This is a genomic window from Paenibacillus sp. FSL M7-0656, from assembly GCF_038003225.1.
In the GTDB taxonomy this organism is placed as follows: Bacteria; Bacillota; Bacilli; order Paenibacillales; family Paenibacillaceae; genus Paenibacillus; species Paenibacillus amylolyticus.
In genome coordinates, this window is the sequence record NZ_JBBOOT010000001.1 from 6,340,875 (window position 1) to 6,355,095 (window position 14,221).

Consider the following 14,221-nt stretch of genomic DNA (forward strand, 5'->3'; position numbering starts at 1 on the left):
GACGATTATTCTGAATGTGGCATCCCGAAGACTCTCTTCTTACGGGATGCTTTTTTTTAGTTCTAAAGGTAGAAGTTCCATGAAAATGTTTTGTTCTCTTCATTGATTACATTAATTGGAGAAAACTTTTTTCACAAGCTCGGCGTCCTGCCTATGAGCGACAAATCAAAAAGGATAGGGACGAAAGCAAAATGCACGACAACATGAATCATTTCGGAAGTTTAATCCGGAACTTTGCACCGGTACGAGGCGATGGTAAACGTTATATACCAGGATTTGATGGCTTAAGGGCATTATCCGTCATGGCTGTCATGGCCTACCATCTTAATATCAAATGGGCTCAGGGGGATTTGCGTGGCTCCTCATTATCGATCTGTCGAGAGTGATGGCACTCAGTGGTGCTTTTCTGTCATCGATGTTTTATGTGAATAACTGGTGGTTGATTTTTCATCAGGTATCGTACAATGACTTGCAGTTTTATGACTAGAATAAAGATAAGGATGATTTGAAATGAACAAAAGGAAGAAAACACGGTGGCCCGTTTGGCTGGTTGGATTTATTGTATTAGCTGGCGGGATTCTAGGAATCAATCTAATGGTGCAAAATGTTCTAGCTGGGAACCACAGCGTTACAGAGAACGTTGAAGTGTCGCCCAGTGCATACCCAGGCCTAAATATCGAAACAAGGACGAAGAATACGAAGCATTATATACTGTCGATTAGCAACGTTCTCTCAAACAGCAAGGAGATTAATACTCCTATTCAGACGTGGGTCAATGATCAGGAAAAGAAATTCTTAGCCCAGGTTGGGACCGGTGCAAAAACGCTTCAAGGCGATCATCGTGCTGAATTGAATATTACAGTAGATACGAATAAAATTAATGACCATTTATATAGTTTAGTGTTCACTTCCTATCAAATCACCACAGGCGGTGCTAATGGACAATCGATAATAAAATCTTTTAATATCGACACAGCTGAAAATAAAATATTGAATTTATCTGATATCATGACTTATGACAAAGCAGCTGTTAACCATATTATGTCCATCGTGAAGGAAGAATTGAAGAAACAGAAAAACGTTCACTCTTATGTATTCGAAGCAGAACTTCAAAAATCTATAAAAAATCCATCTGGATGGAAATGGTCCATAGGTAACGGGGTCTTTACTTTATACTTTAATAAATACGAGATCGCTGCTGGTGCAGCCGGAACGGTCCAAGTGAACATTCCACTGAAATCCTTGCATTCCTACTTGAAGAAGGACCTTACTAAAAAATGGAATATTACTTATGGAAATAACGATGAACCAAAAGGGAAGAGGCCAACTCAGCCTCCGCTTGATCCTAAAGGGAAATATGTGGCTCTTACCTTTGATGATGGGCCTCACCCAAAGGTGACACCTAGAGTTCTAAAGACTTTGAAGGAGTACAACGCGAAGGCTACTTTCTTCATGCTGGGCGTACAAGTAGAGTATTATCCTGATATGGCTAAAAAGGTTGCTAAGGCCGGCCACGAGATCGGCAATCACTCCAAGAGTCATCCAAATCTTGCGAATATGAGCCTGAGTGAGGTGCGCAAACAAATCATAGAATCATCGGACCGAATCGAGGATGCGACTGGGGAAAAACCAACCCTATTCCGTCCGCCTTATGGTGCTATGAATGAATCAGTCAAAAAAGTCACCAAAGAACAGAAAACACCCATTATTTTATGGTCTGTGGATTCGCTGGATTGGAAAAGCCGGAACGCTCAAGCCGTAAATAAAGAGGTTGCTAAAAACATCAGATCAGGTTCGATTGTACTTATGCATGATATTCACGCTTCTACAGCTGATGCGCTGCCCCACATGCTTAAATCACTAAAAAAGCAAGGCTACCAATTCGTAACGGTGTCTCAGTTGTTGTCCTTGAATAAATCCACAGGAAATGGCCCTTATTATAATCAATAAGTTCATCACACAAAAGAGGTACAAACCTTCGTTTTTCTAAGGTTTGTACCTTTTCTATAAGAATTTGGATTTGAAATAATTCCTTGCTGTTCTGATTTCTCCATAGTTTCTTATATTCAGATACGGATGTAAGAGTTTTTCTAACGAACATTTTGTCCATAAGCTGCTTCACTCGCTAGGGACAGATGGTTCCAGCGTTATTATATTTTAGTTATGCAGTCATCTTTTTTTCGACTTTTCGTACTAGAAGTAAGTAATACTTCATGAAGTGTAAGGACATCTAGACTATCACTTAGGATAGTTGACTAAAAATCAGTTACTCTCTTGCCTTTGATATGCCAACTATCAAGCTAATTATAGTTGCGCTGAATAAGTTGAGTATGTGATCAATTTGATCCCAACTTTTATGCCAAATTATCATATTAGTTGCAAAAAGTAACACACTACAGAGTAGAAAGAATCCCAGGAAGTATTTAAAAAAGGTTTTTAGATTCATTTAATCTCCCATATATTCAATTGAATTTTTTTGCGGATGTACATTTATTAGTTCCATTTTAGATTATTGAATAGAAGTAATTGTATGTTATTCGTTAACTTCATGTAAGAATATGGTTTTAGTTGCGGTTTTATTATTGTTAGGTGATTTTTGTTGCAGGATTATGGTTATTTTTACCGAATAATAGTTAGGCCCACCTTAGAGGAGGGATAGAGATACTTAGGGATCGTAGCACCATACATAATAATGAGGGGATCAAGAAAATGGAACTTGTAGAAATGTCGCAAAGTAAAAAGAACAGAAATGCAACTCAGAAGTTTAGAGTGAAATGGATTAGAAAAGCGATAGCCCTATGCATTGGACTTTTAGTCATCGGTTTGATCGCAGGACAGTCCTCCGCTTTTGCATCATCTGGATCGGGTAATTCCATCACTTCAGTTCTTGACCGAAATGACTATTTGCTGGACGATGGTACACTTTGGTCTAAAGGGGCCACAAGTGGAGTATGGACACAAAATCGAAAACTGATTGGTATTTCAAAATCAGAAGACCATTCCATCTATGGGTGGACTGCTGATGGCCAAGTGATTCGGTGGAATAAGGACAATGCGCATATACCAGTAACGAAACAATTCAATGGTGTGATTAAGGTATATGGTCATGGATGGGTTCAGCTTCAGGATGGAAACCTTTATAATTTTGATGATCAGGCTAAGGTTTTGGAATCGATTATCGATGCGGATTCTTATAGTTTTGGAAGCGATTCTTCTTATAGCGCATTATCTTCATCAGGAGATATATATTATGACAAATACAACAAAATACGTAAAGCTGGAAATGTACCTGATGGTAAAGCAATTGCAACGAATGGTGTTTACGCAGCAGTGCTGAAAAATGATGGCTCGGTAGTGATCGTAAGTATGCTGTATGAGGATGATTACATCACGGTTGCGAATAATGTGCAATCTTTGATTTGGTGGGGGAGTACGCATAAGCTGCTCACGGTGAAACAGGATGGAAGCGTCTGGAGCTACGATCGAACTGCCAAATATAAGGGCGAGCAACTGCCTGGTCTAAGTAACGTATCGCGGATGGTGTATGCGCCTAATCTGGATGAGCTATATGCACTATTACAGGATGGATCATGGGCTACATATGATAATGGAAAGTTAAATCCTCTATCAGCTCCCGCGTTAAATCAAGTGACACTTACGGCATCTTCCAAGGAAGCTAATATTGGGGATATGATCACCCTTACCGTTCAAGAGAATTATAGTAATGGTTTCAAGAACAAACGTTCACCTTTGCCTGAAGAACTTATAGTGGAGCAGCCCCAAGTTGCACAGATTCAGGCAGGAGGCAAACTGAAGGTTACGGGCATAGGAACAACCAAAGTGACTTTGAAGATAGGTGATTTGGCCTCAAGTCTTCAACTGAACGTTGATTCACAGCAAAAGTTAACAGGCGCCACATTGTTGGATGGAAATGTATACTTGCCAGTACAGTCGGTGTTCAAAACATTGGGAGCCAAAATTGATGTGAAGGGCTCATCTTTTGAAATTCAATTTGGAGATGACAGTATTGTTTTGCAAAAAGGGAGTGCTGTTGCGCGATTAAACAACAAAGAGCTGAAGTTAAAAGGGAAAGTACAAATCATTGGAGGACAAACTGTATTTCCTGCGGACTTGTTAAGACAGGCTGCGGGTATTCAGGTTCGATGGGATGCTGAGCTAAAGCAGGCCAAGGTGTTGGTTGGAAATTCTTCTATTGTGGTGGAATCGAAGGATACACTTGCACTGATCAAGAAAAAAGAGTTGGGGAATCTTGCTCGCTTCATTGGCAAGTCCTACTGGATCAACAGTGATACGAGTTTAGGGCAACGTTTCAGTAAAGTGACCATATCAGATATCAAAATTGAGAAGATTAAATACGGTGATCGAAGTTACTCTATTATCTTCCGTAATGCAAAAGGAAAAACCGTTTCTGCCTACGCAGGAGGTGCACCTTCCAGTGTGACGGAGATGCTTGCCGATTCCAACCAATTCTTCTCTTCTGATCCGTATAAGAAATACAATTGGTCCAAGTCCACTTGGAATAAAATCATTGCTGGAGAAGTAGCTTTAGGAATGAACATAACTCAGGTGCGCCTTGCATGGGGAGATCCATCGAGCATTACGTATGAAACGAGTTCAAAAGGCAAAATCGAGGTTTGGGTGTATGCCAGCTCCGCAGGCATAAGAGCTTTAGGGTTTCTCAATGGCAAACTGATGGCGATTTACTAATGAATATACCAATTAATCACTTCTTTTGATTGCAAGTCACAGTACAAAAAAAGCCCGCTTTCCGTTACCCCCCCAGGAGGGAGAATATCGGAAAACGGGCCATTTTTTCAAAATGTAGAAGAAATATAAGAGCTACTCTACGCCATCCTTAAAGTGTTTGCTCCAGTGTTTGTCGCCCTTGTGCAACAGATCTTCTACCGTTTTCTCAAGAGTCATCAATAGCTGTGCTCTGACATCCAGTACGGTTTCTCTGTACAAGCGTTCTTCCGATCCAACGATTTTATCGCCGTATAATGCCTGTGCAGCTACGTACTTCCGATGTTCCTCGACCAGAGTATCAATGGACTCCAATGCATGTTCAACAAAGTGGGAAATACTTTGATATTCTTTGGGCATTTGTTCTTTTAAAGCTTGAATTTTCGCAAGAGCTGGCATGCTCATCACCTCGTGTTTATGAATGTAAATTTACAATACACTATTTTCATGAAAATTGCATTAAAATCAGCTTAAATTTGGACAAATTTCGACTTTTTTTATTTTAGGAACCAAAAAAGTGCTTATCTATAATGTATGCCATTGCATTTGAATTGAGTCGTGTAAGTAATGGAATCCCTTTTGGATACGTTTGGTGACTCGTTATGCAATTTCTGTTATTCTAAGAGAAGATTTCAGCGGCCCTAATACATACGCCGTTATTTTGTTATGGCAAATTAAAAAAATACTTAACTTTGCAACAATTTTATTGATGATCACGTCTGTAAGGTTGCAGGGAGAGGGGGATCCTTTGTGGTAGAGCCGGAACTCATCAGAGCCGCTCAATCGGGCGATCGCGACGCTCTAATTACCCTATTGCGGGAGATTGAACAACATGTCTATCGGACCGCATATTACATTCTAAATAATGAACAGGATGCTTTGGATGCTGCGCAGGAAGCGTTGATCCGAATTTACACCAAAATCAATTCATACGAAGAAAAGGCCCAATTCAAAACATGGGTACAACGCATCGTCACGAACATCTGTATTGATAAATTCAGAAGAACCAAGCCGTCTGTCTCCATTGATGAACATGACATGGTTTTTCAGGATAATCAGGATGTGGAGTACGAGGTCATGTCTACATATGTGGCCCAGGACATTCAGGATGCGATCAACAAGCTTCCCGAGCATCATCGTACCGTTATTGTTCTAAGATATTTGCAGGACTTATCCTACAATGAAATTGCGGATTGTCTCGATCTTCCGTTGAATACGGTGAAATCTTATTTATTTAGAGCCAGGCAGCAATTACAGAATCTACTACAGGAATATCAGAAAGGTGGTGTGACAGGATGAAATGCGAAGAGGTGGTGGAATGGATGCACCGCTATCTGGATCATGATCTGGGCGAGGCGGAAACCGCGCAGATGCTACAGCATGTGGCAAAGTGTCCGGAGTGCGCCGAGAATTTTAGTTTACTCAGAGCTCTTTCCAGAGAACTGGAAGAATTACCGCAAGTAAGCCCGAAATTTAGTCTGGTTGATGCGATTATGCCACAGCTTGATGCCATTGACGAAGCGCGGAAGGAACAAAGTAGCACCATACAGGAAATGAATCCTGTCCCCGCTGCATTTGAGAATTTACAACGTTCAAGTGAGCGGAAAACGAAGCAAAAATGGCTTAACTCGATGGCAGGACGTATGTCCATGGGTGCAGCGGCTGCGGCAGTTATATTGGGATTTGCCATCTGGGGAAATCCGCCTGAACAGATTGAGAATGCCGATTCCATGCTGATGAGCTCTGGAGCTTCTCAAGAGAGCGGCAATTTGGATGAGAACTCATTAAGCAAGAATATTGAAAATTATGATCCTGCCACTTCGTCCCAACCAAGCAGCAACGATGTGTTTGTGGGTCAATCGAATGATTCACCAACTAAACCAGATAACCAAGACGTAGAAACAATGCCTGAAGAGAACGGTGGAGATGAGGTACAGGAGCCTGAAGTTCAGTCAGATCCGACACCTAAACAACCGGCTACTGAATCAACGCCTGCTCCGAATAAAGGACCGCAGGATAATTCGTCCAGAACTCCTTCGACCGATAATCAGAAGAATCCGGCTCAGAACCAAGATTCTGAGCAGAGAATTCAGGAATCAGGAGATTCTCCTAAATCTTCTGCAGATGGGGAAGAGAATGGAGTAACAGAAACAGAAACAGAAAATGGAGATGCCCAATCCTTCACTTCTCAGGATACAACACCTAATATGACTGAAGATGTTCCGGTTGAAGGTAACACTGTACCTGATTCCAGTGCAGGTGCAGACGCTTCTGGAGGGAACAAAGGATTCGCAGCAGGACCGGATCAGGGAATGACTACAACAGCAGCACCAAAAGAATGGAAGTCACCTGACGGTTCCTATGTAGTTATGCTTATTGGTGATCAAATCAGCATATACTCCAAACCTGTGAGCGAACCGGATGTTCTAAATTTGGTTGAACAACGCAGCATAGAGGGGACACTGAAGTCAGCGAGTTGGTCAAAGGATGGTACCCTTTTTAATTACGAAACGGACAAGGACGGAACAACGGCGAAGAACTCGTTTAATGTACCTGTTGTTTCAGGTGGAGCTCCTGCGAAATAATTAAAAATGGGGAGTGCGCTCCTCTAAACGAAAGAACATTTTCAGTATGACAAGCATATAGTGGAAGTAACAAAACGTCCTATCTCAGTTCAAACAACTGACGTCGTATGACCGCGCACCGGCTTTTTCTAGAACTGCTGGTGTCAGCGTTTATATAGATGTAGGACAGGGGACCTTCATCCATAACTGGATGTAAGGTCCCTTTGTTGTCTTGCGCTTTTTCTGGTAGGATAAGAGGGATAAGGAGGCGCCGTGAATGGATGTAAAAAGTGCAACAAAGGCAATACGTAATGGAGAAACGGCACCGATCTATGTGCTGTACGGAACGGAGAAGTACCAGATACAGCAATTTACGGATATGTTAAAAGAACAGGTTATTGAAGAAGAACATCGTGATTTTGCGATTATTCCATATGATTTGTCTGAAACGGCTGTGGAGGTTGTTATTGAAGAAGCAGAGACTGTACCTTTTCTGGTTCCACGCAAATTAATTATCGTAAGGGATGCGAGCCTGTTCACCGCAGGTAAAGAATCCAAGATTGAACATCAGGTTGATCGTCTGCTTACATATATGGAAAATCCGGCAGATTACAGTACGATTGTTTTCCTGGCCCAAGGGGATAAGCTGGATGAGCGTAAGAAACTGGTGAAAGCTGTCAAGAAACAGGCAGTAGTTCTTGCTTTTGCTCCACTCAGTGGAGAAGAGTTATTGAATTGGATAGTGAAACTTGCGAAGCAGCGGGATGTTTCCTTGGAGACGGGAGCGGCGGAAACGTTGATCAGCTATGCAGGAACAGGTCTTCAGACCCTGTCTGCTGAAGTAGATAAGTTATGTTTGTTTGCGGGTAATGGGGGGACAATCAAACGTGCTGATATCGAGTCACTGGTTGCCCGTAGTACAGAGCAGAATGTATTTTCACTGGTGGAGGAACTTGCTAATTTGCGACTGGAGAAAGCGTTGGCTCTTTTCTATGAGTTGTTGAAGCAGCGGGAAGAACCGATTAAAATTGCGGCTTTAATCGCACGCCAGTTTCGGATCATGATCCAGGTGAAAGAGTTGGGACAACAAAGTTACTCCCAGCAGCAGATTGCCAGTCAGCTTGGTCTGCATCCGTATGCTGTTAAGATTGCAGGTGAGCAAGCCCGTAAGTTTCAGCCGGAACGTCTGAGAATGATTTTGAGTCACCTCAGCGAACTGGATTACCAGATGAAAACAGGAGCGGTGGATAAAGTACTTGGTCTGGAGCTGTTCTTATTGAGACTTGGTGCATGAATGGATAAGTAAACGTAATAGATTACTAGTGTGAATAACAAACAAAGCGACCTTTGCTCCATGATCGTTAAATCATCGGAATAAAGGTCGCTTTATCTTTGTCTTATACTTATCGAATCAGATACTAAAAAATCCTGAAAGCCTATGCTGTTCAGGATTTTTCCATTGGATCGTATAAGTAACGCTTCTTACGCTTGTGCGGAAAGAGCGTTCAGTTTTTTCGCCAAGCGAGACTTTTTGCGTGCTGCAGCATTTTTATGAACCAGACCTTTAGTTACAGCCTTGTCCAGCTTTTTGGAAGCAGCTTGAATCGCAGCTTTTGCAGTATCAACTTCGTTACTTACCAGAGCAGCATCAGCAGCTTTAACAGCTGTACGGAGTGCAGACTTCTGAGAAGCGTTGAGTGCGCGGCGCTTGTCGCTCGTTTTTACGCGTTTAACAGCGGATTTGATGTTTGGCATTACATTCACCTCCTGTAAGGCATTTGCATGAATACAAACGTTTCACAACTTAAAATATTCTATCACGCTAGCATGTAAAATGCAACAGATATTCCTACGATGTTCGACATGCTGTATAAAGAAACCCTTTTTCCCACACAATATGCTCAAATGCGGTAAGGGAGGCAAGGACAGAATGACACTGGATTTGCAAAACTATACAGTTCGTACCGATTTGGCGATCGACTCCAAGGAAATGGCGCAAGGTGGACAGAAACAGACGATTCCCGGACTACGGGAAGATGTAGAGAAAAAAGAGGGCATTACGATTACACGTATTGATGTCCTGACTGAAGAAGCAGCCACGGCCATTGGTCGGGTGAAAGGTCACTATGTCACCTTGGAAGTACCTTCACTACGGAATGGTGACACCGAGTTACAGGAGCGAGTTGCTGCCGAGTTCACACGTGAAATGGAAGATTTTATGGTTAAGGCCGGAATTAACAAAACATCCAAGGTCTTGATTGTGGGCCTGGGCAACTTAAATGTCACCCCGGATTCACTCGGTCCACTTGTTGTGGAAAATCTGATGGTGACGCGTCAGTATTTTGAATTGGTGCCAGATCAGGTTGCGCCAGGGTATCGGGAAGTCAGCGCGATTGCTCCCGGCGTGTTAGGTACAACGGGCATTGAATCCAGTGACATAGTACAGGGGATTGTAGACCGGACCAAGCCGGATGCCATTATTGCGATTGATGCGCTGGCCTCCCGTTCCTTGGAACGTGTAAATACAACGATTCAGGTAGCGGACATTGGTATTCACCCGGGTTCCGGTATTGGAAATAAACGGCGTGGCCTAACTCGTGAGATATTAGGTGTGCCTTGCATCGCCATCGGAGTACCAACCGTATGTTATGCGTCCACTATTGTGAACAATGTGATTGAGATGATGCGCTCACACTTCCGCCAGGAAACGGATCAGACCAAACAGATCATGGGTATGCTGGACGACATCGGTGAGCAAGATCGCTTGAGTCTGGTGAAAGAGGTACTGGAGCCACTAGGTCATGACCTCATTGTTACCCCAAAGGAAATCGATGAGTTTATTGAGGGAATTGCCAATGTTATCGCTACAGGACTTAACGCTGCACTCCATGATGCCGTAAATCCGGATAACGTAGCGGCCTATACACATTAAAACTTAAAACTGCTGAGAAGAAGGTCCGAATCTATCGGACTTTCTTTTTTTTTGTTTCTGGAATCTTTCATTTTCCTGTTCTATCAAATTAGGCCGGCTCATAGAGTTGAAGTATAAGAGTTGTCCAGCAGGGAAGGAGACAGCAGAATGAACAAGATATTGGCCTGGAATATTGGAAAGTGGAAAAAAAGATGTCTGCACGTGCTGGCCATGGGCCGTACGTTGTTGCTGCTTATGATCATATCTGCCTTGTTTTTTGTTGTACTGGGTCTGGGGGGCATGGCAGAGAAACGTTTGAATAATTCACCCGTTTCTTCCATGAAAGGATTTGCGAGTGCCGTATCAAGCCGCTTTTTTGTTGATATGCTCGGTATGGAGATGCCCCATCTCACTCAGAAGGAACAGACGTCTGCTATATCCGGTGAAAACCTCACCTCATTTGTTTTTCAATTACTAACGAATGTAAATCCTCAAGATCCAAAGAGCCTGATTGCGAGAGAAATGCCGGGCATGGGTTCCAACCAACCTGTTCTGCTCCGTCCTGGATCTGGTAACGAAAAAGCCGAGGCTCCCGAAGATTATCAGCCCGGTCCCGGTCTTACGGATACGGCTTCCGCAGGTGGAGGGAAACCCGGTAGTGAGCTGCACATTCCTCCAGGCCAGGATAATACGGATCCACCTGAGTCGAGTGAGCCTGGAGATGGAGAAGGTAAAGAAGATCCCCCAGCAAAGAATGGTGAGAAAGACAATTCAGGCTCACCGACAACAGGCAAAAAGTCAATTCTTATCTATCATTCCCATCCACGGGAAGGCTACAATCCACTGCTAGGTACGAAAAGTGATAATCCATCAACAGGCAAATCAACAGGCAATGTGTTTCAAGTGGGAACCTACCTCTCAGACAGTCTGGAGAAGCTGGGAATCGGCGTAGAACACGCCAAGGATGATTACCCCACTAAAGTTAAGGACTACAACTGGAACTATTCTTATAAATACTCCCGTCAAACGGTAAAAGCGGCACTCGCTCAAAATGATGATCTGACGTATCTCATAGACATTCATCGCGATTCACAACGTCATGGCAAAACAACAACCACTATTAATGACTTGGGCTACGCCAAAGTGTATTTCATTATTGGACATGAAAATCCAAATTGGCGGCAGAATGAAGCCTTTGCAGCGAAAATTCATAAGAAACTGGAAGCCAAGTATCCTGGGGTATCCCGTGGTGTGTGGGGCAAAGATGGCGGAGGAGCTAACAATGGAGAGTATAATCAAACCCTTTCACCCAACAGCATTTTGATTGAGATTGGCGGCATCGACAACACAGGAGCTGAGCTCCAACGGACATCGAAGATTCTAGCAGACATGATTGCCCAAGTGTATTGGGAAGATCAGAAGGTGGACAAAGCCAGTGCAGAAACGTCATCACAGGGTGGATAGGGACTATATATGTATGAAGAACAAAATAGTAGAGAGTGACAGGAGGCAAAGCATATGTCCAGATTCGGTAAAAGACTGTTATCCATCGCTGTATTAATGTTGCTGGGTGTGGTGTTTGGAATGCAGCTGGCTGGCAGCAACTTTCATATGGGTAATTCATCAGACGGCACGTCAACCGCTGTGACAACAGAGCCAACTTCACAGGTTACCGAATCTGTCCCGACTGCACCTGTCCAAAAGGAAATCAAAGAACCACCATTTGTACCTGTTCAGTCACCAAGCCAAGTGCTTGGGGCAGATCAAAATAAGGCTCCGGTTGATGTGTTGGCAGACAAAACGGCTGGACTACTGCAAAATCTCTCACACAGTGGAATCAAATGGGTGGTCTCTCTTTTTAGCGGCGTTGCTGAATAAAATACCATAATTTTAAGGTACAATATAACCTCTGGGAGTGCATGAAGACACTTTATTATAAAGTTGAGACATCACGGGATTGATGCACTGTGCTTCAACTGTTATAATGAAGTGATTGACACTAGGCTGTTTCTGGGGGTAAGGAATGACTGACATTCGGGCAAGACAACGTAAAATTCGTAACTTTTCTATTATTGCACATATAGATCACGGCAAATCAACACTTGCGGACCGGATCTTGGAGCACACAGGTGCGCTCACTTCACGTGAAATGCAGGAACAAGTTCTGGATAAAATGGACCTTGAACGTGAACGTGGAATAACGATCAAGCTACAAGCAGTAGCCTTGACTTACAAAGCGGATGATGGTGAAGAGTATTTATTGAATCTGATTGATACACCGGGACACGTAGACTTCACGTATGAAGTATCACGCAGTCTTGCTGCATGTGAAGGTGCTCTGCTGGTTGTGGACGCGGCTCAGGGAATTGAAGCCCAAACACTTGCCAACGTGTATCTGGCATTGGATAATAATCTTGAAATTTTACCGGTTATCAACAAAATTGACCTTCCGAGCGCTGATCCTGAACGGGTGAAGCAGGAAGTGGAAGATGTTATTGGTTTGGACACAAGTAATGCGGTTTTGGCTTCGGCCAAATCAGGAATCGGAATCAAAGAAATTTTGGAACAAGTGGTGAAAAGTGTTCCGGCACCAACTGGTGATCCTGACCAGCCTTTGAAAGCGCTGATTTTTGACTCGCACTATGATCCGTACAAAGGTGTAATCGTATATGTGCGTGTTGTTGACGGCAAAATCAAATCCGGTTCCAAAATTAAAATGATGGCGACAGGTAAATCATTTGAAGTCATTGAAGTTGGAGCGTTCAAACCTCGGATGACCATCGTGGACGAGCTGAACGTCGGGGATGTTGGATTTATCGTTGCAGGTATCCGGCATGTTGGCGATACACAAGTCGGGGATACGGTAACGGATGCCAAAAATCCAACACCGGAACCTTTGCCGGGTTATCGTAAAATTAACCCAATGGTGTATTGTGGTCTCTATCCGATCGAAACATCGGACTATGTTGATCTGCGTGAAGCGTTGGAGAAATTGCAGTTGAACGATGCGTCTCTGAGCTTTGAACCGGAAACATCCAGTGCACTCGGTTTTGGATTCCGTTGCGGATTCCTTGGACTGCTTCACATGGACGTTATCCAGGAGCGGATCGAGCGGGAGTTTAACATTCCGTTGATCACAACGGCACCAAGTGTAATCTATCACGTCACCTTAACGAATGGTGAAGTGATGAAAATCGATAATCCATCCAACTATCCTGAGGTGGGACGGATTGATTACGTCGAGGAACCATACGTCAAGGCAGATATTATCGTACCGAATGATTATGTAGGTACCATTATGGAGCTGTGTCAGACTAAACGCGGTGAATATGTAAATATGGAATATCTGGACACAACCCGGGTTACCATTACCTATGAGATTCCGTTGTCCGAGATTGTATATGACTTCTTCGACCAGTTGAAATCCGGTACCAAAGGATATGCATCTCTGGATTATGAGTTGTCCGGTTACCGTCAGTCCAATCTGGCGAAAATGGATATTGTACTCAATGGCGAACAGGTGGATGCTCTGTCCTTCATCGTTCACCGTGACCGTGCCTATAATCGCGGACGCATTGTCTGTGAGAAACTGCGCGAGCTGATTCCACGGCAAATGTTCGAGGTGCCAATTCAGGCATCTGTAGGTACCAAGGTCGTTGCTCGTGAGACGGTAAAAGCAATGCGTAAAAACGTACTTGCCAAGTGTTATGGTGGTGACATCTCGCGGAAACGGAAACTGCTTGAGAAGCAGAAGGAAGGTAAGAAGCGGATGAAGCAGGTTGGTAACGTTGAGGTGCCACAAGAGGCATTCATGGCGGTACTGAAAATTGATGACTAGTAATTCAATTTCGGGTACATCACATAATGTGTGTATCGAAATTGAATTGTAGGACGTTTGCTTGCAAACATCGGTACAACACAGAATAATAAATAACTAAGCTGAAAGGGAAGCCGGATGGCTTTCCTTTTTTCAAATAGAGGG

The 14,221-nt window shown here is 43.3% G+C and carries 12 protein-coding genes; 10 read left to right on the forward strand and 2 right to left on the reverse strand.

Going from position 1 to position 14,221, the window contains the following annotated elements; all coding sequences use genetic code 11:
- Positions 1–203 precede the first annotated feature (203 nt).
- From MHI01_RS27765 to MHI01_RS27775, 3 genes are all read left to right on the forward strand, one after another.
- The gene (locus tag MHI01_RS27765) at positions 204–386 is read left to right on the forward strand and encodes a hypothetical protein (protein WP_307720249.1); all 183 of its coding nucleotides are present in this window, start codon (positions 204–206) and stop codon (positions 384–386) included.
- Positions 387–510: 124 nt separating this feature from the next.
- Positions 511–1,950 (forward strand): polysaccharide deacetylase family protein, encoded by a 1,440-nt coding sequence (locus MHI01_RS27770; RefSeq protein ID WP_127545187.1) that lies wholly within the window; start codon positions 511–513, stop codon positions 1,948–1,950.
- A gap of 759 nt (positions 1,951–2,709) precedes the next feature.
- The gene (locus MHI01_RS27775) at positions 2,710–4,728 is read left to right on the forward strand and encodes a copper amine oxidase N-terminal domain-containing protein (RefSeq protein WP_127545191.1); all 2,019 of its coding nucleotides are present in this window, start codon (positions 2,710–2,712) and stop codon (positions 4,726–4,728) included.
- Positions 4,729–4,860: 132 nt separating this feature from the next.
- On the opposite strand, the gene MHI01_RS27780 is transcribed toward MHI01_RS27775, so the two are convergent.
- On the reverse strand, positions 4,861–5,163 hold the full coding sequence (locus MHI01_RS27780) for a hypothetical protein (RefSeq protein WP_017687204.1): 303 nt from the start codon (positions 5,161–5,163) through the stop codon (positions 4,861–4,863).
- Positions 5,164–5,514: 351 nt separating this feature from the next.
- On the opposite strand from MHI01_RS27780, the gene MHI01_RS27785 reads away from it, so the two are divergent.
- The 3 genes from MHI01_RS27785 to holA all read left to right on the forward strand — a co-directional run bounded on the left by MHI01_RS27785 (position 5,515) and on the right by holA (position 8,622).
- Positions 5,515–6,063, forward strand: a complete 549-nt coding sequence (locus MHI01_RS27785) for an RNA polymerase sigma factor (RefSeq protein WP_017687205.1) — start codon at positions 5,515–5,517, stop codon at positions 6,061–6,063.
- Complete coding sequence (locus MHI01_RS27790; RefSeq protein ID WP_340984605.1) at positions 6,060–7,349, forward strand: zf-HC2 domain-containing protein; 1,290 nt, start codon at positions 6,060–6,062, stop codon at positions 7,347–7,349. The genes MHI01_RS27785 and MHI01_RS27790 overlap by 4 nt, the downstream gene beginning before the upstream one ends.
- A 256-nt stretch (positions 7,350–7,605) precedes the next feature.
- Positions 7,606–8,622, forward strand: coding sequence for a DNA polymerase III subunit delta (gene holA, locus MHI01_RS27795; RefSeq protein WP_036668560.1), 1,017 nt, complete (start codon positions 7,606–7,608; stop codon positions 8,620–8,622).
- Between the two features lie 188 nt (positions 8,623–8,810).
- On the opposite strand, the gene rpsT is transcribed toward holA, so the two are convergent.
- Positions 8,811–9,083, reverse strand: coding sequence for a 30S ribosomal protein S20 (gene rpsT / locus MHI01_RS27800; protein WP_024628504.1), 273 nt, complete (start codon positions 9,081–9,083; stop codon positions 8,811–8,813).
- Between the two features lie 175 nt (positions 9,084–9,258).
- Between rpsT and gpr the strand changes: the two genes are divergently transcribed.
- The 4 genes from gpr (at position 9,259) to lepA (ending at position 14,077) form a co-directional block, all read left to right on the forward strand.
- The gene (gpr, locus tag MHI01_RS27805) at positions 9,259–10,260 is read left to right on the forward strand and encodes a GPR endopeptidase (RefSeq protein WP_091013937.1); all 1,002 of its coding nucleotides are present in this window, start codon (positions 9,259–9,261) and stop codon (positions 10,258–10,260) included.
- Positions 10,261–10,407: 147 nt separating this feature from the next.
- Positions 10,408–11,703, forward strand: coding sequence for a stage II sporulation protein P (locus tag MHI01_RS27810; RefSeq protein WP_315372316.1), 1,296 nt, complete (start codon positions 10,408–10,410; stop codon positions 11,701–11,703).
- A gap of 54 nt (positions 11,704–11,757) precedes the next feature.
- Positions 11,758–12,117: a hypothetical protein gene (locus tag MHI01_RS27815; protein ID WP_340984606.1), complete on the forward strand. Its 360-nt coding sequence runs from the start codon at positions 11,758–11,760 to the stop codon at positions 12,115–12,117.
- A 145-nt stretch (positions 12,118–12,262) separates the two neighbouring features.
- Positions 12,263–14,077: a translation elongation factor 4 gene (lepA, locus tag MHI01_RS27820; protein ID WP_036615097.1), complete on the forward strand. Its 1,815-nt coding sequence runs from the start codon at positions 12,263–12,265 to the stop codon at positions 14,075–14,077.
- Positions 14,078–14,221: the final 144 nt, after the last annotated feature.